This is a genomic window from Oceanobacillus chungangensis, from assembly GCF_003369565.1.
GTDB lineage: Bacteria > Bacillota > Bacilli > Bacillales > Amphibacillaceae > Oceanobacillus > Oceanobacillus chungangensis.
The window spans coordinates 235,497-259,881 of the sequence record NZ_PIOD01000005.1 but is presented as its reverse complement, the minus strand read 5'-3'; the positions used below and the strand labels follow the sequence as shown (position 1 = coordinate 259,881).

Annotated in this window: 13 protein-coding genes; all 13 read right to left on the bottom strand. The window is 36.2% G+C overall.

What is annotated here, in order from left to right; all coding sequences use genetic code 11:
• Positions 1–354: 354 nt before the first annotated feature.
• The 13 genes from CWR45_RS05020 to CWR45_RS04960 all read right to left on the bottom strand — a co-directional run bounded on the left by CWR45_RS05020 (position 355) and on the right by CWR45_RS04960 (position 24,358).
• Positions 355–2,760, bottom strand: a complete 2,406-nt coding sequence (locus CWR45_RS05020; RefSeq protein WP_115748707.1) for a S8 family serine peptidase — start codon at positions 2,758–2,760, stop codon at positions 355–357.
• A gap of 126 nt (positions 2,761–2,886) precedes the next feature.
• Positions 2,887–5,271 (bottom strand): S8 family serine peptidase, encoded by a 2,385-nt coding sequence (locus CWR45_RS05015; RefSeq protein WP_115748706.1) that lies wholly within the window; start codon positions 5,269–5,271, stop codon positions 2,887–2,889.
• A 754-nt stretch (positions 5,272–6,025) separates the two neighbouring features.
• Positions 6,026–7,105 (bottom strand): glycosyltransferase family 4 protein, encoded by a 1,080-nt coding sequence (locus tag CWR45_RS05010; protein WP_115748705.1) that lies wholly within the window; start codon positions 7,103–7,105, stop codon positions 6,026–6,028.
• A gap of 228 nt (positions 7,106–7,333) precedes the next feature.
• Positions 7,334–10,111, bottom strand: a complete 2,778-nt coding sequence (locus CWR45_RS05005) for an alginate lyase family protein (RefSeq protein WP_115748704.1) — start codon at positions 10,109–10,111, stop codon at positions 7,334–7,336.
• A gap of 23 nt (positions 10,112–10,134) precedes the next feature.
• Positions 10,135–11,061, bottom strand: a complete 927-nt coding sequence (locus tag CWR45_RS05000; protein WP_115748703.1) for an NAD-dependent epimerase/dehydratase family protein — start codon at positions 11,059–11,061, stop codon at positions 10,135–10,137.
• A gap of 349 nt (positions 11,062–11,410) precedes the next feature.
• On the bottom strand, positions 11,411–13,540 hold the full coding sequence (locus tag CWR45_RS04995; RefSeq protein ID WP_115748702.1) for a glycosyltransferase: 2,130 nt from the start codon (positions 13,538–13,540) through the stop codon (positions 11,411–11,413).
• A gap of 132 nt (positions 13,541–13,672) precedes the next feature.
• Positions 13,673–15,763, bottom strand: coding sequence for a CgeB family protein (locus CWR45_RS04990; RefSeq protein ID WP_115748701.1), 2,091 nt, complete (start codon positions 15,761–15,763; stop codon positions 13,673–13,675).
• A gap of 216 nt (positions 15,764–15,979) precedes the next feature.
• The gene (gene tagH, locus CWR45_RS04985; RefSeq protein ID WP_115748700.1) at positions 15,980–16,900 is read right to left on the bottom strand and encodes a teichoic acids export ABC transporter ATP-binding subunit TagH; all 921 of its coding nucleotides are present in this window, start codon (positions 16,898–16,900) and stop codon (positions 15,980–15,982) included.
• Between the two features lie 295 nt (positions 16,901–17,195).
• The gene (locus CWR45_RS04980; protein ID WP_115748699.1) at positions 17,196–18,020 is read right to left on the bottom strand and encodes an ABC transporter permease; all 825 of its coding nucleotides are present in this window, start codon (positions 18,018–18,020) and stop codon (positions 17,196–17,198) included.
• A gap of 27 nt (positions 18,021–18,047) precedes the next feature.
• On the bottom strand, positions 18,048–19,304 hold the full coding sequence (locus CWR45_RS04975) for a nucleotide sugar dehydrogenase (RefSeq protein WP_115748698.1): 1,257 nt from the start codon (positions 19,302–19,304) through the stop codon (positions 18,048–18,050).
• Positions 19,305–19,361: 57 nt separating this feature from the next.
• Entirely contained in the window at positions 19,362–20,642 is a 1,281-nt protein-coding gene (locus CWR45_RS04970; RefSeq protein WP_245975338.1) for a glycosyltransferase, read from the bottom strand.
• Positions 20,643–20,657: 15 nt separating this feature from the next.
• Positions 20,658–21,854, bottom strand: a complete 1,197-nt coding sequence (locus CWR45_RS04965; protein WP_115748697.1) for a glycosyltransferase family 4 protein — start codon at positions 21,852–21,854, stop codon at positions 20,658–20,660.
• 449 nt (positions 21,855–22,303) lie between these two features.
• Positions 22,304–24,358, bottom strand: a complete 2,055-nt coding sequence (locus CWR45_RS04960) for a glycosyltransferase family 4 protein (protein WP_115748696.1) — start codon at positions 24,356–24,358, stop codon at positions 22,304–22,306.
• Between the last annotated feature and the right edge of the window lie 27 nt (positions 24,359–24,385).

The window sequence follows — 24,385 nt, the reverse complement described above, 5'->3', positions numbered from 1 at the left end:
TCCGCCGGATGTTGGGTTACAAGCCTGTATCCACCTCATCATTAATTGGACTGGCAATTCCGCTCTCTTACGGCTGTTGATCTTAGCTGCGGAGAGGAGCTTTCCTCAAAATACAGAACGATTTTCTTAGTGCGATTTAATGCTGCCGAAGCTCTACCTTATGGTTCTTGGCTGTTCGGTGAGTTAAATTAACATCGCAACAAGTCACAGTTTATATTAATAGCAACAAACTATACTAAATGCGTTTTTAACTAAAAATTAGCACAAGTTGTTTTACTTATTCCACTTGACCAATTATATGAAACCTAATGGGAAAAAACCCATCTTCAGATAGAAAGACGGGTTTATTGTTCATTAATTGGCAAGCAATTGTTTTAGCTGATTTGCTTGTTCTGCTTTAATTGCAACGGCGCCACCGAAAATTGTCAAACGCTCTAACGCTTGGTTTTTAATATAGGACGCAGTTACTTCTGGTATTGTTTGATGCACTAATAATATAGCACTATTATTTTTGGCTGCTAATACAGCTCCTGTTAATGCATCTGCATAGTTTTTACCTGTTGCTACGTACATATGTTTATTATTGATTCCAAAATGCTTTGCTATTTCAATATTTGTGTCATAGCGACTCTGTCCACTTATTCTAACAGCATTCGGTAATTGTGCCATAAGTGATTGGTTAACAGCCAATGGACCACCAACAACAATCGTTTCCTTAGCCTTCAGCTTGTTGATTGAAGCCTTTGTGCCTGCAGGCAGTTTTGTGCTTTCTGTCAGCAGAATAGGTATGCCTTCATTTGCTGCATAGGATGCAATTGACAAAGCATCTGGGAAGTCATAGCCATTTGCAATTGCTACCTTTTTTGAACCATTAGGCGAAACCTCTGAGGCGATTAATGCTGCGGTATCTGTTCGTGAGTGTCCTGAAATACGGCGTACTTTAATGCCTGCCTTTTCCAGCTCAGCTGCAACAGCTTTTTTAATCGCGACTTCTCCACCTAAAATGATAACATTTGATGCACGCAGTCGCTTAATTTCACGCAATGTTGATGCATATAATTTTTTACTATGCGTTAAAAGTATTGGCGCATCTAATTTAGATGCCAGCGGAACGCCAGCTAATGCGTCTGCAAAATTATCTCCACGTGTTAATATAACCGTATTCGCAGTATTCCAGCCATCCCTGCTTACTTCAATTGCAGTATCATATCTTGAGTGACCAGCAATTCTTGTTACCGGCTCTTTCCCAACCGCTAGTGCGGCATTCACTGCTGGCATCGCTTGTACTAATCCATAACCATACCCATTGTTTGGATGTTTTGGATAATCTTTATCCGTTAAAGGTTTTGCTGTGTTCCTTAGAATCTCAGTCATTTGATCAATAGATAAATCAGGGGCTGCCTGATATAATAGGGCAACTACTCCGGCAACTGCTGGGGCGGCCATTGAGGTTCCGTAGTCATTCCCATATCTGCTACCCGGTAAAGCGGAACGGATACCGGCGCCAGGGGCTGTCACATCTGGTTTTATCTTCTTATACGGAGACGGTCCTAATAAAGAAAAAGATGCTAAATTATTATTCTGGTCCGTCGCACCAACAGCAAATGATTCTGGATAGTTTGCAGGAACATTAACAGATCCCGGCCCTCCAGGGTTATCCCACGTGGTATTCCCAGCCGCAAACACAGGGAATATTCCAGCAGCCCTCCAAGCTCTCACTACATCACGATACCATTCATCTTGATCTCTTCCGCCTCCCCAAGAGTTATTCACTATATCAGGGGCAAGATCAGGTCTTTCATTTCCAGCTTCATCCGTTGGTGCTAATATCCATTGGGCTGCCTCTAGCAAATCTGCATCTGTTGCTGAGCCGTCATCGCCAAAAGCCTTAACTGCTATCCATTTAGCTCCCGGCGCAACTCCGATTTTATTGGTCCCGTTTGGCTCACTGCCGACAATTGTTCCAGTTACATGGGTACCATGGCCGTGTGGATCGTAAGGTACTTTACTTCCTTCTACAGCATTAAACCAACTATACTGATGATTTACTTTACCTGTTTTTGCATCATATCCACGATACTTTTCTTTTAGTGCAGGATGCTGCCAGTCTACACCTGAGTCTATTGTCGCAACTACGACACCAGTTCCGTCGAAGCCACTGCTCCATGCTTCCGGTGCACCTACGCGATCAATGTTCCACTCGATATTTTGCACAGCATGTTGCAGGCTCACATTTTCTTCACTTCTTGTAGTTTCATGCAAATAACGCGTTTCATTTGGAAGGATCTTATCAACCTCAGAAAATGTGCTTACTTTCTCAGCAACCTCTTTTGTAGCAGTCACAACGATACCATTAATAATATAATAGGGTTTGATATTTTTAGCATTACCTAATTTTTCTTGTTCTTGAAGAAACTTCAGTACATCCTGTTGTTCCTGTTCTGACGTTTCTTTTAGTGCTGAAATAACTGCTTCATGCTGATTTAACTCTATTTCTTGCAAACTAGCACGTGATTGTTCTGCCTTCGCTTTAGCAGCTTCAGCAGCAACCCTAGCATCCGTTTGCTCCTTTAATTTAATTATAAAAGTTTGCTGTTCATTAGCAGAAGAAAACTCTTTTAAAAATTCTGCAGTGATTTTCTCTTGATTTTCTACTCTATGTATAGACCCATTTGCTAATGCTATACTTGGATTCAGCAATGAAAGGATCATAATTAAAACGAGTATTATGTATGATAGATTTTGTTTACTTCTCTTCATTGTATCCCCTCCTATCTATGATTTATGATAGCATACTTTCAAGCCTGTAAGCATAACTTTCCTATAATATTAGAATAAAAATAGAACCCACTTCCTTAAGGAAATGGGTTCTATCCTCTAAATATACTATTGATTCAGAATAGCTTCTAGCGCTTCTTTAACTGCATCGCTAATTGCTACTGGTCCACCGAAGATTGTTAAATCTTCAAGTTCTTTTCCTGATAGATACGTATTAATGTTTTCTGGTACGATATTTCGTACTAATACTAATCCTTTTCCTTCTTTAGCTGCAAGTACTGCACCAGTTAATGCATCTGCATAATCAGTACCAGTTGCTACATATAGAGAATCAACGTCTTCCCCAAGATTTTCTAAAATAGCAATGTTAGTGCCATAACGGTCACGACCATCTAAACGCTCTGCATTTGGAAGTTGTGCTTCTACTTCCTCAGATACAACTAATGGTCCACCAACAACTAATGAATCAGTAACTCCAAGATCTGTTAGAGCATTAGCAGTTGCTTCTGGAATACTAGAATCCTTTGTTAAAAGAATTGGAACTCCAGCTTGTGCTGCAAATGAACCGATTGTTAATGCATCTGGGAAATTATAGCCGTTTGCAATAACAACTTCTTCAGATGTACCACCTGTAAGCTCGTTTGCAATTTCTACTGCTGTATCAATTCTTGAATGTCCTTGAATACGACTCACAGTATAACCTGCATCTTCAAGAGTTTTTTCTGCTTTATCACTAACTGCAATTGGACCACCAAGGACGTATACTTCTTCAGCACCTAAGCGCTCAATTTCAGCTAATGTTGAATCTAGCATGCGATCACTGCGAGTTAATAAAATCGGTGTATCCCAAGCATACGCTAATGGAACTCCAGCTAATGCATCAGAGAAATTATCACCACGTGCAACGATAACTTTATCTACTGAATCGTCTTCCCAGCCTTTTTGACTAACTTCAATTGCAGTGTCATAACGGCTATGACCAAATAGTCGTTCAATTTCTTTTGCTGGTTCTTCCGGTTGTTCAGCAATTGCATTTACTGCAGCAAGTGCGTCTACTAAACCATGACCAAATCCATTATTTGGAACTTCTGTGTATGTGTCATTTGTTAATTGTGTTGCTGTTTCTTTCAATACATTCTTTAATTCTTCTGCTGTCGCATCTGGATTAGCTTGAAGCAGAAGTGCTGCTACTCCAGATACTGCAGGTGCTGCCATTGATGTTCCGCTCATATAAGCATATCTGTCACCTGGGTATGCTGATACAATATCTACACCAGGAGCAGAAACATCTGGTTTTATTCCTCCGTATGGCGAAGGTCCATTAGATGAGAATTCTGCAAGTGCATTATTTCTATCTGTTGCCCCAACAGCAAATGCTTCTGGGTAAAGCGCTGGTATACCTACTGTTCCTTCATCCGTTTGACCATCATTTCCTGCTGCAAATACTGAGAATATCCCAGCATTTTCCCATACCCCAATTACATCACGGAAATATTCATCAACTTGTTCTGGTGTGGCGCCTGAAATACCCCATGAATTATTTACGACATCTGGTGCATTTGCTGCATCTCCACCTGGTGCAAGCATCCACTCAGCTGCAGCAAGCATATCCTCTAAATATCCTGCATTAGTAGAGTCAAGTGCTTTCGCAGCAATGAATTTTGCTCCTGGAGCCACTCCAATTTCTAATCCATCTCCAGTTCCAACCATTGTTCCAGTAACATGTGTTCCATGTCCATGATCATCATATGCTGCCGTTTCACCATTTACAGCATCAAAGAAACTAGCTGAGTGATCAACTTTTCCAGTTTCCGCATTATAGCCACGGTAGTTATTAATTAATGAAGGGTGATCCCATTGTGCACCAGAGTCAATACTAGCAACAACTAGCCCTTCTCCATTAATTCCTTGCTCCCAAACTTCTGGAGCATTTACACGGTAAATATTATAGAAATCTTCTTCTGCATTTTGAAGTTTATTTGTTGATTCACTTACTGGTTCATCCACTTTAATTTCTAAGTTGGGAATAATACTTGAAACCTCATCATATGCTGCAATTTCTTCAGCGACTTCTTGTGTAGCTGTTACAACAATTGAATTCGTGATATGGAAAGATTTAACTTGCTCAACATCACGATTATTGTTAAGTAATGCTTTCACGTTTGCTTGTGATTGGTTTGCAGTTACTTTTAATTCATTAATAACAGATTCACGTTGTGAAAGTTCTGCTTTTTCTGCTGACAAGTTTGCTTTACTTGCTTCTTCTTTAGCCTTACCTGCAACTTTAGCAGTATTTGCTTTATCTTTAAAGTCTACAATAAAAGTAACTTTTTCTTCATTTTTGAACTGTTCTACTAAACTACTTGATAATTTATTTATTGTCGTTGTATTTGCTTCTGCACTAATTGCTGCTGGAGCAATTAACGTAAATAACATTAACAATACAGCAATAATACTAAACCCTTTTGTACGCACCCTAGAATTCTTCCCCATGAGATTCCTCCTCAAAATTTTGCTAGCATGAAAGTCCTAATATTAATTGCAACTATTCCCTTAGCCTATTCTTTGAACGAACCAATTCACCCCCCGCGAGTATACGCATTTTCACGGTAGCAAAGATAACTGTCTTGTTGCTATGTATCCAAATGTAGTTTTATGTATGTATCTATGTACCTAGCTAACTAGCTATATACCCTATTTAATTTCCTTTAAACCTATTTTTTTCAGCCTTTGTAATTCCTCTGCTATGTTAAATTGCTATTGTTGTATCTTCAGAGAATTCTATTGTCATTAAAGCTATTAATAGGTGGAAATATGTCAGTTAGTTCCCATTATATTGGAGGCAATTTTCCTAGTCAATGAAATATTCAAAAAATAGTATTTTCATACCAGAATTATCCGTTACTTTTGTACCAATTATTTGGAGTCTGTGTTTTTAGTCCTATCCATTTTTTTCCAATAACAAGGCAGGGGAAAACTTTCGACGACTCCAAAAATACACTCCTTAACACTTTGAAAAAAGATTACCTAATTCATTATATTTTTGAGAAATAGAAGTATTTCTTTAATTCTCCGCTGGGTTTGTGCTTACCCCATCTATGTAAACCCACTAATTATCATCATTCATTGTAACGGAGGAAAAGAGATTATACGAAAATTAAAGAGACTTAGTAACATTTCCAAATTTATCAAATAAACAAGCTCCATCCACTAATGGTTAGTGGATGGAGCTCCGTTTATTAGGATCTTATTTTTGTCTTTCACGTACGCCGACCATTCTACGCATTCCATTTAATAATGGTTGTTTTCCTTTTAACATGACTCCTGACATCTCCGCCATAACTTGAAGGCCGATGACAATAATTCCTAAAATGATAAGCGATGTTAGCAATGTGCCACTATTAAAAGTAATTGCCAGAACACCAAAAAAGAAACTAAATGCATAGATGATCAAAACTGACGCTCTGTGACTAAATCCCATTTTTACTAGTTGATAATGTATATGCTTTTTATCCGCTGTTGCAAGGCTCTGTCTGCTGATTGTTCTTCTAATGATTGCAAGTACAGTATCAAAGATTGGTACTGCAATTACAATGATCGGGATGATGAAACTAAACAAGGCGACGTTTTTAAATAGCCCAAGCATTGAGATTACTGCAATTGAATAGCCGAGGAATAATGCCCCTGTATCCCCCATAAATATCTTCGCAGGATAAAAATTATGATATAGAAAACCGACACAGCTCCCTATTAATATGATACAAAGGTAAGCTACTACAATACGATAGTCCATAACTGCCATTACTAGAATACTAGTTAAACCAATCGCAGACACTCCCGCGGCGAGACCATCTAATCCATCGATGAAATTAATTGCATTCGATGCACCAACAATCCAAAGTACTGTAATGAGGTAACCTAATCCCTCTAAATAAACTGTCCCAAAGAAAGGCATCGTTAACTTTTCAATAATCAAACCAGAAGAGACAACAACAAGTGCCGCAGCGATTTGTCCTACTAACTTATAAAGTGGTTTCAAATCAAATATATCATCCAATAAACCAGTAATGATCATCATGCATGCACCGACAATAATTGCCGTCATTTGTGGATGTTCCGGTTGCAAAAATAAAAAACCAGGTATAGCACCAATAAAGATTGCTAACCCACCTAAACTTGCTTTCACACCATCATGCGTTTTCCTATTATTATCTGGTTTGTCTGTTGCATTTATTTTAAAGGCTAATCTTTTTATTAATGGTGTTACGAGTAATGCGGTTAAGGCTGATATGAAGAATGCAATAATTAATTCAGCAGTAATTGACATAATAACACCTACTTATTGGTTAATGATTCTAAGAGATTATATCATAGATAAATAGATTTTACATCTTAATCTATAGGTTAGATATAGATTGACACCTGTTATCATTTAATAAATTAAAGGACATTGCAATCTAAATAATAGATCATTTTAACTTCTATTCCCTCATCGGTTATTTATTTGTGTATATTATGAATAGCAAAAAGCAGTGAATAAATCACCGCTTGTCTACTACTTGCTATTAAATTTGAACGTTGTTTGAATATTGCTATCTGAACTATCTACTTCCACTATAATCGTATGGACATCTTTCTTTATTGTTTCAGTATTTTTATAATCATATTCAAAAGTCCAGCTTTTGAATAATTCATCTTGATCACCATAAACGCTTGAAAGCTTTAATGGATTATCACTATCAAGATTTATTTTCATTAATGTTACATTATCTTTCTTTAATGTAACTTCATTGTTAATATTATTAATTTCCGGTACAATCCCTGGAGCTAAATGCCATAACAATTTGTAATTATGATTCTCGTCTGAAATCATTGTATCATTTACTTGAATAGCCTGATGTACCTTATCGTATGCTACATTTCTCGTATGTGTTACACCTTCATAGCGTTTATTGACACCCGTTGCACTTGGATGATTTTCATCATTCAAATTATAATCCTGCAAATACGTACTATCGTATTTCCCATCAACTCTTGGTAAACCTTCATTGTCTACAATTAATGTATTATGTCCAAATGAAGAGTACGCATATTGTGTAACTGGATCCGATAATGTATAACTGTATGGTCCTGCTTCCGTAATAATATCCTCACCATCATGATAGATCCATAAGCTTAAATCATCTGAATGCTTATGATAATTCGTATGGTATGCAGCAGTAAAGAAGACATATGCGCCTTTGTTCGGATTTTCCCATTGCTCTCTAAATATAGCATACCCTGCATCAGGGAAAACAGCATTCGTTTCAGTAGGCATCTCGCCAGATTCACCTTTTGTTACCGAATATTGATAATATGCATCGTCTTGCCACATCGTTGATCGTGGTCGATCTTTTGCATATGTATCAGCAATTAACGGCCAGATTCCATCCGGTTTAATAACATGGGTAGCATATTTAGCCATATTGTTATACTTCGAATAAAATTTATTGGCCATTTCAATATCATCAAAAGCATTCAGTATATCTCCATACGCCCGCAGTGATCCTCCAATGGTTTGATGGTATGATGGTGAATGTTCAAGATGTACGCCATCTTCTGAAATAAGACTTCCGAAATAAGCATCCAGTCGATTTACTGCAAGATCATAATAATTATTTAATATTTTCTTATCATAAAAATATTTACTGAATACAATTAAGCCCTCATCTTGGAACATTCCATGATTTGTATTCTCTGAATAAAAATCGTCATCTGCTAATAAATTTGCATGGAAAACCATTATTTCAAATAGCTCGAGTTTTTGCTTTTCCGTTAATATCGACTTTCCAACATCAAAGAAATTCACCAAAGTAGATAAACGTCTAGCTGTGCCTTCATCATGCCATGCCATATTATGTTTCGGTTTGTGATACGGATTATTTATCATCCAGTCATGAATATATCCATACCCTTTTTCGATATATTCCTTATCCTCTGTAATACTATATGCCTCAGAAAGGTCATTAATAAAGAATAGCCCATGTAATTGTCTTAAAAAAGATCGCTGATGTTCATCCGCAATACCAGGCCCTTTTGTCCAATCAATGCCGCTGGAATAATCAATCGGGATACCACCATTATAGTCATTAAACCTTATTTTATCTTGGAGTAAATAGTTTGCTGCTTCAATTGTTTCATTCTCTTTTGTATCCTGATTATCATTAGTAAATGGTGCATCAATTAAGTACTCTCGAATGGTCTTCATATGTGGATGATTCTCTGTTTCAAATGTAACATTATTTAAGTCCATCACATTTTCTGCTTCAATGAAAAGGTTTCTACCCGCAATTTCAATTTCATACCAGTTTGCATCAACTTCTTTAATAAACGAAACTCGTTGTGCTCCTTCGATCATGACAGCTGGACTTGTATCTTTAGTAGAAACAAAGGCCGGAGAATCGATTAGCGTGAGCAAGGTTCCTTTTATTTCATTATTCTCATAATCAGATGTTACTGGTTTGGTTGCCGCCTTCCAAATATAGCCAACCTCATCCCCATATTTCACTTTATGCCAGTTCCCATAGTCTTCGATTCTTTCGAAGGTGTTTTCTGCCATTAATGTTGCGACTCTAATCTGTTTTCCATCTTTTAAAATTGATAATGAAGTATTCTTAGTCACCATAAAGGCATTGTCGTCATCAGTAAAATTATCGATGAATGCACTACTTTTACTTACATAGCCTATTCTGCCTGCAAACAGAATTCGCCACCATTTTCCATAATCACTAACAATGGAATATGTTTGACCCTTATCGATTGTTCCAAACGCTTTTAATTGACCAGAGCTATTATCATAGACTTCCAGATTTTTAGCTGCCTTAAAAGAATCAGACGTTAGCTTACAGCCATTACCTAGATTCTTAAGATATTCGTCCGTTGCTGGAGCTGTGCTTTCTTTATACACATACCCATGATAATCATCAAACTGAATCTTATGCCAGTTGCCGTAATCACCTGCAATTGGATATACTTGTCCTTTTGTAAGTGTTCCTACCCGCTCTAATTCACCAGAACGATTATCATAGATAGGTAAATTACTTGTTAATACTTGAAAATAACCTGCCGAAGTACTACTACTAATATTAGATTTCTGCACTGTTTCAACCCTATCTGCAACTTTTATTTTGGTTGATTCCGATACATCTTCACCTTTAGGGGAATTTTCTGCTGCTTTAACTTCATCTATAGGTGAAGTCAGCTTATATCCCCCATCACATGCGAATATATAAGATTGAAAAAATCCTAATAACAACATAAACGAAGCTACAACAATATAACCTATCTTTTTCAAGTGACCCACCGCTTTACAGTTAATTACTTTTCTTCTTCACCCATAACGTGCGTTACAGTCTGTTTTAATCCTTCTGCTAATGACATCTTCGGCATCCAGTCAAGTTCTTTTAAAGTTAATTCGTTTGAGAGGATACTATGTCTAATGTCCCCTTCTCTGCTTGACTCATATATAGGTTCTACATCCACACCATAGATACCTTTAAAGTATTGGAAGAGTTGTTCAATTGTCGTTTGTTCATTGCAAGATACATTATAAATTCCATTTTCAGAATCGATTGCTGCAATGTTTGCCTCTGCAACATCATCAACGTAAATAAAGTCACGCGTTTGCAAGCCATCTCCATAGATAATTGGCGTTTTATTGCTGCTAAAGTATTGATCAAAGATAGAAACAACCCCACCTTCACCAAGTGACGTTTGTTTTGGCCCGTATACATTCGCGTAACGAAGAATTGTATAATTTAGTCCGTACAAGCTATGTGCTAATTGTAAATACTTCTCAATGGTATATTTAGATAAACCATATGGTGATGTTGGATCAGCAGCAGTAGTTTCCGTAATTGGAAGCTGCTTAGGATCACCATAAATGGCCGCTGATGATGCGAAAATTATCTTGTTAACTCCGTATTTATTTGCTAAATCAATTAAATGAACAGATCCGAGAATATTTATCTTCGTATCTGATGTGATATCTTCAATTGAGACTGGTACACTTGTTTGTGCAGCCTGATGAATAACATATTGAAATGTATTGTTCTTAAATACTTCTTCTATTTCAGGATCATTGATATCCTGAACATGTAATGTTACCTTATCTAAATCGATATTATCTTTATTTCCAGTAGACAAATTATCAATTACATGCACATTATAATTCTTATTTATTAGTTTTTCCACTATTTTCGAACCAATGAATCCGCATCCGCCTGTAACTAAAACATCTACCATAAGAAATCCTCCAATTACTTTAATTAAAAAACTAAGACCTTAAGCAGCAATCTTAGTTTTTATATATTTGTTAAACCATTGACGATAAAACTTTATTGAAGTCAACAGTAGATTTATTATTAACTCATTTTGAATGGTTTGTAGCTATCGATATAAACAGTGAACTAGCCGCAACGTTGATTTCCGCTGCCGGACAGTTGCTCTTCGCGAGCAACGCTCACCAGCCCCCCTAAGGTGCGCGAAGTATAATTTCCGAAGGGTTCGGTGCATGAGCATTGAGCTTCTTAAGTTATGTCGCAGTTTATATCCACCAATCTCTACCTCGCATTGCTTGAAGAATAATAATTTATCAGTGAGTTGTCTCAGTAAATATCAGTTCATCTAACAATTTAACTCTTGAGTCATAGTCGAAGCGTTTCGGGTATTCCTTCAGGTCATATCCGTCTATCAATGACTTATAATTTTCGATCTTATTGACTGCTTCGTCTACGGTTTCCACAACAAATCTGGATGGATATGCTGTTTCTGCTCCTGGCCAGTGGTATACAATTGGAACAGCACCACTTGCCATTCCCTCCATTGGTGAAACATGTGAACCTTCTATATCACTTGTTGATAAAACGAAGTTAATTTTCCGTAACCATTCATCCACATCATTTCCATGAGGATCAAAGATGACGTTCCGCTTCCATGCAGCAGTTTCGATTCTTTCAAAAACTTCCTCAAAGTAAATTCTCTCATCATCGCGTCCCATTAACCAAGGCAACTCCTGTGGATTCTTACTCTTAATATATAACTTATATTTAGGATTCTTAATCCAAAGCTGTTCAAATATATCTAATGCCCTGTCGAGTCTTTTCAATTTAGGTAAAATACCGATTATACCTAAATTATACTCCACATTTTTTAATTTTTCCCTATCGAATCGTCTGTAATCAATCATATTCTCGATAATGATCATTTTCTCTCTCGGAACATGTTTCAAACGATTAAATTCCTCGAATAAGTGTGGAACAATAACGAGAACTTTTTCCACATTGTGATAATTAATCGCAGGGAGGAAGGGTGTATCAATTTCTTGTCTATGTAGACGAATAAATAATTTCTGACCTCTTCGCTTATTTTTTGAATACCAAACAGCATTCCCAAGCCCCCACTCACAGAAAATAATATCGGCTAGCTGCAGCATTTCTTCACTATGATCGATATTATGCTCATTATGACCATCCCACTTATCAATTAACACATTAATATTTGGGTCTTCCTCACATTTAGTAATATACCAATTAAGGAATTTAAAGTCATGACCTGCAAAGAGAATCGTCGTTTTCTCTTTATTAAACATCCAAAGACGACTAAGCACTTTTTTACTTACCCTGGATATTTGGTAATCCTCGCTTGCTGCATAACATTTTAATGCAGCACGTTCATAGATTTCTTTATCTTCAAAAGCTAATAATAGCTTTTGATATAACTCTGCTTCATCGTTAGCAAATAGTGGATAATCTTTTCCTAGTAACGCCTCATATTGTGCTGTTCTTCTTGCGATTATCGGTTTACCGTTTATTCCATATTCCAAGAATTTCGTTGATAACTCTAAACTGTAATCATTATCAATTTCCTCTGAACGGTATGCAAAACCAACATCAGATGATTGGATAAAATTAACCGACTCTTCACGGCTGACGGTTCCAATCCAGTTCAATCCATTCGTTGTTTTTAATTTGTCCAAGATAATATTCTTGCGTTCTTTTAACTCACCTTGGAATTTATCGCCTGCTACATTCAAAGTGATTGCACTATTTTTTTCATTAACCTGTTGGAAGACATCGATCATTTCTTCTGTTTTCCATTCTTTTGCGAACTTCCCAGCATATACAATGGAATAATTCTTTATTCCAATTATTGGTGGTCGCTCAATATCCACTACAGTTGGATGCAATATAATGAACTTTTCGCCATCTACTTTAAGCATTTCCATTAAATACTGCTTCATTTCCTCTGTTTGTACAAATACATTCGGGAAGGTCTTGTATACCTTTTTGAAGAACAACTTTTCACTTCTGCCAACTTTTTTTGCATCATGCGTAAAGTCAGTAATATAAGGTATCTGTTTAGTTTTATATGATTTCTTTAATGATTCCTCGGTTAATTGTTTTCCTCGAGTAATAATAATGTCGTAATCATTTTTATTGTTCAAGGCTTCAATTACATTTGTCGCATCTTTGACTGTTAACCTGTTTTCATTCTGAAATTTCTTGCCTTCGAAAAGCTTAAATGGCTCAACGACAGTGATACTATTTATATCCTTAATATTTGCGATGACATGTTTTCTTTTTATTGGCGCCTTCAGTAATAATGTCACATCTACTTTCTGATCCAACGACAACATATTAATGAGTGACGTTAACCAGATTGCAGACCCGTCCATTATGTTCAGGTCCTGATCACCATAAACCAATATTTTTAATCGTTTCACGATTCATCCTCCCAGTATTTAGAAAAATAGGGCTTAGCAAAGCCTTGAGGTGACAACCTTAGTGCACTTCTTAACAGCTAAAAAAATCAGCTAGGCAAAAACCAGGATTCTATTTTCTAAGCCCGTTTTTTTTCATTTAACCGTATTTAACTTTATACTAAATTGATCGCTGCTATAAATACTTGCTCCATGTTCCTTAAATAGTGATTCGATTAGTTCTTCTTCTTTATACAATAATTTTTCTAATGAAATCTTCTTCAATATGTCTCGTTTATAAAGTCCCGTACCCTTCATTATGCTATCAACAAACTCATACTCGAATGGTGCGTAACGATAATTTCCACCTGTCGAAACTGATTTCTTCCCGATGATATCCCCGCCTGAGTATGTACTTGCATGTACGAGATCCTCTATATAATATGTTCCATATTCATCTTCAAGATTCATAACAGCAACATAGTCGGTTTTAATAAGCTCAGTGATATCATTATACTTAGCAGCATAATCTTTGAGGTATGTATGAACAACCTCATTGTTATAGTTATTTAATAAGGATTCATAGCCTTCAAATAATGAAATAATGAATACAGCTTTTATATTTTGACAGGACTGTTTCTGTATTATCTCCATTGCCTTATGGAAATCCTCCATATTATCAATTGAAAACATTATTGTTACGTCCCTATCAATCGATTGAAAACGAATATTCATCTTATCCAATATGTATTCTAATCGATGTAAATAAGTATGATGTCGGTAAATTTCCCTAATCCCTTGCATGGCTAATTCCCTGTATGACTTATCGTCTGTCATCAAGTTATTTATTCTATTCTTTAATTGCTGTTCGTCCTCGGAGATTACAACGATATCACTAAAGGTTTTCTTTATCCCTGTGGAGTAACTGCTAACAATCGGTGTACCACATGCCAGTCCTTCAAACACTCTTCTTGAGAACATTGTCGGTGATGCTTTTACACTATTCACATTCAGAATTAATCGATAATCTTTATAAGCCTTATATATCTCGCTATATTTAAGTGTACCAACAATATTTTCTCGTAATTTTTCCGGAAACATAAAATGCGAATCACCAGATTTATTTCGTTCATAGTTACGGTCAAATATTTCTAATCCAAATTCTTTAGCAATGTCCAGCATTTTATCCATATCTTTTCTACGGTCTGGATGACGATTCGCATAATATGAACCAGCAAATGAAATTTTATTTTTCTTCACCTTGTTAATCGATGTTGGATTATGCTCTTTCGGATTTGCTGCAAATTGCATGGAGTATACTCTGCCATGACCAACTGCTTGCTTATATTGATAAATGATATTTGCATCCGTTGTGAAGACATAGTCAAATAAAGAAGCTGCACCAATAAATTTCTCAAAATGAATTGGGTCTTCTTTATTCCAGAAAGCTGTTGGAATATTGTTGCGCTTACACCATGAGATTAGTTCCTTAAGCTTTTTATTTCGATTATTATTATTGTATTTTCCTATTTGAAATTCCCAGCTTCCGAAATTTCCCCGCCATGCTGATTCAACCATTAATAAATCCGGTTTATTTTTGGAAAGAACGGTCCGCCAGTTTTCAGGAGTAAAGGTAATGAGTGAAATATTATCAGAAAAGCTCTCCATTGAAAATTCATCAAAGATACAAGCCATTTTTATATCATTGATTTTCTTAAGGCTTGATTGTTGAACAGATACTGGCTCTTGTGCAGAAATATAATCCTGCATCATTTTAAAGTTAGTGATTAATACTTCCCCTTTACCACTAATCCGAATGGCAACCCTGACACTCCTTGTTTTTGGGTGAATCGCTATTTCTGCTTCTTTATTAATGAAGATACGATTCGTTTTTAACTTTTTCCCATTTGCACCATATTCAATAATATAAAGAGTCGTTTTTATATTATTTGGCGTCTTACCAGACACTCTTACAACAGTATCTTTTTCAATACTTATCTTGTTCTTAGTTTTGGGACCACGTCTGAAATTAGTACTTGTTTCATAAAGAGATAAATAACTAACTTTATTTCTTCTTGATTCTATGACCATTTTGCGTTCTTCGATGTGAACTCGAAGATCTCGCTTTTTATAGTTCCAATTTTTCAATTGAAAAAAATCCCGAGTTACATATGCTAATGGATTCTCGCTTTTTGTATTTTCCGATTGATTAAGATTTCCGATTATATTTTTAACTTTACCAAACATATCAATCAAACCCTTATGAGTAATTTTTTGGTAGTTAAGAAAGTATAAATACTTTCTTACTACATAAGTGGGCCCTACAGGATGTAAGCCAGTTCGGTGTCGCGACAAAGGCTTTCGATGGGACGAGTAACCGCAGCCCCAGGACTTCGCGTTATTAACCGAACTTCCCCTAAGGCTGTCACTAAAATCTTGGCTAAACCTTAGTTTTCTAAAATCTTAATATCCCAATAATAGAAGAATTGTAAAGGCGACAACTGGCAGTATAGCTAAAGTATTCTTAATAAATTGGGACGTTCTTTCTTTTTTATTGCTGATTTCTTTTTTCTTGATTACGTCAGTGTATCGGTATTGCTTACCTAACATTTCTTTCTTATAAGCTTTCTTTTCATCATTTGACAGTTTATTAAACCAGTTTGTGAATTTTTGATAATTATCAACGACCGTTGTAGAATCGCCAATTTCTTTGAGAGTACCATAATCCAGCCAAATGACACGATCACAGAACTGTTTCATTTGACCTGCAGAATGACTGACGAAGAAGATGGTTTTCCCTTGTTTTTTGAATTCATTCATTTTATTTAAACACTTCTGTGCAAAGGTGGAATCACCAACTGAAAGTGCCTCATCGATAATCAGGATATCTGGATCGGTGTGTACCGATATAGCAAAGCCCAAGCGTGATTTCATCCCACTCGAATAGTCCTTTACTGGTTGGTTGATATATCCACCTATATCTGCAAAGTCGATAATATCAGGAGTAACTTCTTTAATTTTCTCCTTGGAAAGACCATGCATCATACATTTTAGCTCGATATTTTCCATCCCAGTGAGGCTCCCATTTAATCCAGCAGAAATCGCGATGATTGATGTTTCCCCATTAATCTCTATTTCTCCTTCAGTTGCCTGAATGACACCGCCAATAATATTAGACAGGGTTGATTTTCCTGAACCGTTTAGTCCTACTAAACCAATGGACTCTCCCTCATAGACTTCAAAGGAAATATCGCTTAAAGCAATAAACTCTTTAAACTTTTTTTTCTTAGATGATAAAGAGAATAAATTCAGTATTTTTTCAGATCGTTTCGCATGAAGTTCGAAGGTTTTATAGACATTCGTAAACTTTACTTTCGTTTTCATTATTAAAAGCTCCTTGTTAGATAGATAAGAAAGTATAAAAATTTTCCTATTAGAACTTCTGTGACAAGAGAGGCCACGTCCAGCTCCAGCGCCCGTGCTCCTAGCGAGACTTCCCTCACCTCATGACAATCTAAAGAAGACTTGCCAATTGGTTACACATGAGGCTTAGTCGCACTTATACCCTTGTGGTGAAAGTCAACATCGATTCGCTTACGCTCCCAAAGAGTTTCCTTTATCTCCTACGGCTAAAAGGCCTGGGAGTACGTCGCTAAACGGGCGCTTCCGCTTTTTATCATTACAAATAATCCATGAAGTTCTTGCGGAATTTCATGTGAATCTTTGCTCCAAAATACAATAAACATAATGTTAATAGCCAAAAATATCCTGTATAAACCATATCTTCAAAGAACCATGCTCGGCCAAGAATCGAATCCCGGAATCCTTCAATAATGTAATATAGCGGATTTAATCGCAAGATATTCTCCAGCAATGGACCAACAACAGGGAATGTTCTTGAGATCAAACTAGTATCCCACATAACCGGAGACATGTATAAAAGCATCCGCATAACCGATTGGAGTGCTGTCTGATAATCTCGAATTAACGTTGCAATTGTTGAACTAAGTAATGAAAATGCAAATAAGAAAGCAAATAAACAAATGAGGTAATAAATGAATTGAATGTTGTAGATCGAAGGTTTTACCCCATAGGATAATGCTATAACAATAAGTATGCCTAACATAACAAAAAACTGATTACTGTTACTTACGATTCTTATCGTTGGCAGCACACTAACCGGAAAATTCATTTTGGAAACGAGCCCAATCTTCTGATACACACTATTGGATCCTTGAATAATCGAAGGACTAATGAAAAACCAAGGAATTAATCCAATAATCAGCCAAAGGAAGAAAGGAGTCTCACCAACGGGAGCTCCTCCTCTAATTGTACTAAAAACAAACCAATAAATAGCTACTTGAATTGCTGGACTTAAAAATTGCCAAAAGGTCCCCAAGTAATGCACTTGGTACATCCCTTTGTTTTCAAATTTCGCCATTCTAAAGATTAAATCTCTAAATTCAATTTGTTCTCTAATTACTTGCCTTACCGAATTAAACATAAACGATAGCTTCCTTCACTTCAGAACTTATAAAAATTTATATAAGTTCCCGTAATTAATATACTCAATATTATCAGCGCATTCTTTTACAACATTTTTTGTATCGAATACTTGGGCAACGTTCATTTTGCTGAAATATGCACTTGTCAGCTCTTTAAATTCATTATGGTCACTTAGAACCAATACTAAATCAGATCCATCCAATGCCTTTTCTAAGTCTTTTTCAACAAAGCTTAACTTAACATGTGGATCATATGCAACAACGTCGTATTCAGGTAGGGCATGTAACTGCTCATAGATTTCCATTGCCGGACTTTCTCTAATATCATCAACATTTCCTTTATAAGTTAATCCAAATACTGTAATCTTCTTGCCGTTATGTTTTGCAAGTAGCTTCTCAACAGATTCTACAACATAACTTGGCATAGAATTGTTTACTTGACGAGATAGGTTAATAATTTTTGATTGCTCTGGTGCTTTGGCGATAATGAAATATGGATCAACCGCTAAGCAGTGACCACCAACACCAGGTCCTGGTGTATGCAAGTTAACTCGTGGATGTTTATTCGCCATTTCAATTACATCTAAAGCATTAATATTTAATTCATTACATACTTTTGTTAATTCATTTGCTAACGCAATATTAACATCACGGAAAGTATTTTCCATTAGTTTCGACATTTCTGCAGTACGTGCATTCGTTTTAATCAATTCACCTTGAACAAACGTAGCATATACTTCTGATCCTTTTTCCGTACACATTGGTGTAACACCACCAACAATACGGTTATTATGGATTAGTTCATGCATAATTTGCCCTGGTAATACACGCTCAGGACAATGTACTAAGAAGATGTCCTCACCAATGACAAATCCCGCTTCCTCAAGTCTCGGTTTCACGAAATCATCCATCGTTCTAGGTGCAATCGTTGATTCAACAATCAAAACATTTCCTTTTTCCAAAAACGGAATAACGTTCTCTAATGCTTGCATTACGTATGTTATATCCATTGATTTAAATTCATCATCTTTATTCGGTGTTGGTACCGCAATAATAAAAGCATCTGCAGGTTCAGGCTCAACGGATGCTCTGAAAGTTCCTTTTGCAATCGCCTTTTCTAATGCTTCTTGAAGTCCAGGTTCTTCTATATGAATTTGACCATTATTTAACATGTCAACTGCTTCTCTTTTAACATCTACACCAACAACATCTACACCATAGTTTGCAAACATAATTGATGTTGGTAAACCAATATATCCTAATCCCATTGTACATAGCTTCACTGTAATTCCTTCTTTCTTTTTCTTTAGGTTATTAAGGATTGTAATTTCGAACTTAAATTAATACTTTCGATAAACTTCGAGCAAGTATTTTTGTTCTTTCTCCCAATTATACTTCTTTCGAGCATTTTTGCAATTCGCACTAAAGTAGTCACGCTTCTCCGGATTATCCAATAAGTAATTTACACCTTTGGCAATTTCTTTAGGGTCATGCGGATCTATCGTGATTCCTACTTCGCTTTCTTCAACTGCTTTTTTAATTTCCGGAAAATTACATGCTACAACTGGTACTTCATTCATCATATACTCAAATAATTTATTCGATGATGCTGACCAGTGATTAAAGTTAATATTATTTAACACTTGGAACCCAAGATAAGCGTTTTTCGTATATTTCGGTAAGTCTCGAACTGGAACCTTCGGAATGAACCTTATGCCTTCCTCCAAGTTCCTTTCCTTCACCATTTTGATTAGCTTGTCTTTAATCTTCCCATCACCAATAAATACTAGTGTGCCATCATTAAATAACGGATATGCTTCAACTAACTTCTCTAGTCCTCGTCCTGCTTGGATTCCACCTTGGTAAAGCAAAATTTTCTCGTCTTGCGGCAGGTTTAACATTCCATGCAGATCCACTTTCTCGTCCGTTTGTTGAATTTCCATTGATGGATAGTTATGCAGCACATGAGGATAGAATCCATATAAGTCTTCATTAAATTTTGCACGAGTATCATTTTCAACCATCATACTATCCATACGTTTAATGAAGAAGTGCTCAAATCTCTTATACCATGGACTATCGTAGCCTGTCCTGCTTGTTTGCACCTCATGTGAGTCATAAATTAAAGGTTTCTTCTTAAATCGCCATTTCGCACTTATATATCCCTGTGGCATCGTATTTAAATCATTCGCATGATAAATATCATAATTTCCACGATGACCTTTCAAAATCATCCGCAAAATTAGTGCACCACGAATCCAAACTACTCTTACTTTTGTTTTTAATAGCAAGGCTACTATAACAGTAAGAATGATTGTAATCCATGGAAATAGATAGACCAGAAATGCCCAAATGGCTAATAACGGGATTAGCGGCCATTTTTTTCCAAATGCAAAGCGATACGCCTTTTGCAAAAATAATAAAGTGACTGGATATCTCCGCATACGATGAACCCGAAAATGCTCGTTTACTTCTTCATACTTGGAAATAGTCGGATCATTGGGATCATCAATACATATTAATTCTACATCATAACCATTTTCAGATAAAGAGGTACACTCTCTAAGTACCCTCGCATCATTTGTAAAATGGTTCCAGACAAACATACCAACACGTTTCATTACGTTCTTCCCTCTTTACTCATTAATTATTTGTACAAGTTCTTTTATATTATTTTCCCAGAGAAATACGTCTTGCACCGTTCTTGTACAGTTTTCACCAATCCGCTTCAACTTTTCGGGATTATTCTTTAATTCGACAATTTTCTCAATCATTCCCTGGATATCCTGCTGTTCAAAAACAAAGCCAGCTTCATTATTAGTTATTATTTGTGCAGCTGTTCCTTTTATTCCTGCTACAATTGGTGTTCGACATGTCATATAGTCGATAATCTTCCCTGGGAGCACGGTAGAGAATACATCCGCATCATTTAAAAATGCAACTGCAATATTACTATTCTCAATCAAAGCCAAGCTTTTCTTCCTTGTCGTTGGTTGATGCATATAGACTTGATCCAATTGATGTTCATCTATATAACGCATAAATTCCTCTGTCTTTATTCCATAGCCAATGACATCAAAACGAATTCCTTCAGCTTGCAATGCGCTCGCAATTAATTTTAAGTGATCAATATCCTGAGCTAAACCAAGATTCCCCGTGTATACAACACGAAACTTGCCCTCATATTTTTTACTTCGGACAACTTCATGTGCTCGTGGCCCATTCGGTAAATAAACAATCGGCGTATTTTTTTTCAATTTGGACCTAATATGTGATTCAAAACCTTTACTATTGATCACAATATGATCAGCTAGTCGATACATTCTCTTCTCGAGTATCCTGAAGATTTTCAGAATGAAGCTGTTATCAAATGTTTTCACACCGACTAAACTATCCGGCCATAAATCTCTCACTTCTAATATGAGTTTCGATTTAAGAAAGAATTTACCAATCAATGCCGAAAATACGATAAATATCGGTGGAGTACTGACCATGATATAATCATAATTTTCTTTCCTAATTTGCCAAAGCTTAATTAGGAACCGCCACATAATTTCAATATAAAAGTATAATCTGCTAACAATATGGTTCGAAAACTTTTTATTTTTTATTGGTACTCGGATGATTTTTTTTGTTTTCTTGTTTAATGCTTCATCATCCCAAAAGGTTTTATCATTGTATAAATTCTTGTTTGGATACGCCGGTTCGGTTGTTAATACATCCGCTTCAATATCAAATTCATTCAATAATTGATAGATATTTTTCATTCGATTACCTGCGCTACCAATGACTGGATAGAAGTTTTGTGTCATTATTAATACTTTCTTTTTCATGAATCGTAACGCTCCTATATAGGAAATATACACCCAGTTGATTTTATCACAAATAAATATATTATGATATTTTTATTCACATCGCAACAGAAATGTTGTTTTGGTTCATTGCTTAGATCCCAGTATTCCCATATATTCTACGCTATTGTGCGATTCTCACCATATTAAACAATCCTTTTTAGTGATGATAATTTCCCCTCTCTGTATCGCTATTGACATTAACCTAGGTTTGGAGTCTCCTCGGGATAAAGAACGATATTCTACTTGCGATGTAATGCTGCCTAGGTCTTCTTGTCTTATAGAAACGGCAACGGCTTTAGCTCCATTGGAAGGGATTTTCTTCCGATGGTGCTAAAGCATTGCCGAGGAAAAACAACTGTCTGAAGGGGTAATCAACATCGCTACTATCTCGCAAGAAGTAAAAGTAACCAGAAACACACAAAAATGGATTATTTCAAAATCAGCTCGTTCAGTCGTTCGATAATATTTGATTTATCGTATTTCTCTACGATCGGCAAAAAGTTTTTGCACTTTTCGGTATCGTCTTCATCAGTAAGTTTTAATATCAGTTCAACAGCTTCATCTATCTCGTTTACAATAAATTCCTTTGGATAGATTGTATCCGATCCTGGCCAGTTGAAAACAATTGGTGTAGCTCCACTAGCCATTCCTTCCATTGGCGCCAGGTGAAAGCTTTCAATTTCACTGGTAGATAGCATAAAATTGACATGCGTTAACCATTCTGCCACGTTATCACCATGACCATCAAAAATGAGATTATCCTTCCATGGTGCATCATTTATCTTATCGAATACTTTGGTAAAATAGTTCATTTCGGCTTTTCTATTTTTCAACCAAGGCAAATCCTCAGGTAATTTTCCTTTAATAAACAATTTGTATCGTTTGTCCTTTTCCCATAGCTTCTCAAATATCCGAACTGCCCGATCGAATCGCTTTAATTTCGGTAATATACCCATAATACCAATATTGTATTTAATGTTTTCCTTTTTAGGCTGTTGGTATTTCTCTACATCAACCATGTTTTGAATTAATATTAGCTTGTCACGAGGAATCTTTTTAAGACGATTAAATTCTTCAAATATATATGGACTAATCGCGATTACGTTTGTCACGTTCTCAAAATTAACATCATGAAGATAGTTCGTCTCTAGCTCCTGTCTGTGGACCCTAATGTATAATCGCTGTCCTGGGAGTTTATGATTGGAGTAAAATACTGTGTTCCCAAGTCCCCATTCACAGAAGATAATATCTGCTTCTTGCATTAACTGTCGACTTCTCTCTATGTCATGAACATTGTGACTTCCCCATTCATCAATAAGGACATGTAAATGATTGGTTTTACAGAAGTCGATATACTCTTTTAGAAATTTAAAATCATGACCTGCAAATAATATCGTTTGTTTCTCCTGATTGAATTTCCAAAGCTTATTTAGAATCATTTTACTGGCTACTGGAAATTGAAAGGCAAGACTAGCTGTAAAACACTGTTCCGCAGCAAGCTTATAAGTACCCTGATCACTCAGTGCTAAGATAACTTTTTCTTTCGCTTCTTGTAAATCATCTACAAATAGTGGATACTTTCCCCCGAGTATTTTCTGCCATTGGACTGTGCGGTTTATGATTACCGGTTTCCCTTGAATTGCATACTCCAAAAATTGCTCTAAAATATCTTCTGAATCACAATGAGTTGAAGGGTAATATAAATACCCAAATTCTGATTCGTCTATGTATTGACCTATTTCTTTCTCCATTCCGAGTTTGTTAGCTTCCAGTCCTTCAAGCTTCCGGTACCGATTTAGTAAATTTAATTCTTTTTGCTCCACATCCAAATTGTCACTAAGGATCGTCATCGAGAAATTTTGGTTTTTCTTTTTTACAGCTTGAAATAAGTTAATGATTTCGTCTGTAATTTGCCCACGATATAGCATCGAAAATCGACGATGCTGAGTCCTCCCCTTAAGTGACGTGTCATTTACTACAGGGGGTAACAGTATGATTTCGTCTTCTGAAAGTTGCGTTTTCTTCGATACTTCATACTTTAATTCTGCTGTTTCCACAAAAACAGCAGGCGATTTTCTGATCATATTATTGCTAATTTGTACTAGATCCGTTACGTAAGGTACTGCCTTTTGACAATATTCCTTATGTACCATTGCTGGCATTATTTCCCGTCCATGCAACACAATAATATGATATTGCTCTTCATTGTCTAGCTGTTCGATTATATCACTCATATCTGGTGGCGAATACTCATCGTCCTTATTTCCAGCTGAAGTAGCATTGTCACTATTTAGCCATTGGATTTTCGGATCCATCGATAAGACTGATTTTGTCTCTTCTGGGAGAGCAGCTTTTGTCAGTATACTAAGTTCTATCTTTTCATCGCTCATTAATACTTTTATCAAGGATGATAGCCGCACAATCGAACGCGGCGTTACCTCCGAAAGTCGCTCAACATAAAGTAATATTTTTAAACGTTTCATTGTTAACAGCCGCTCCTTTACAACAAG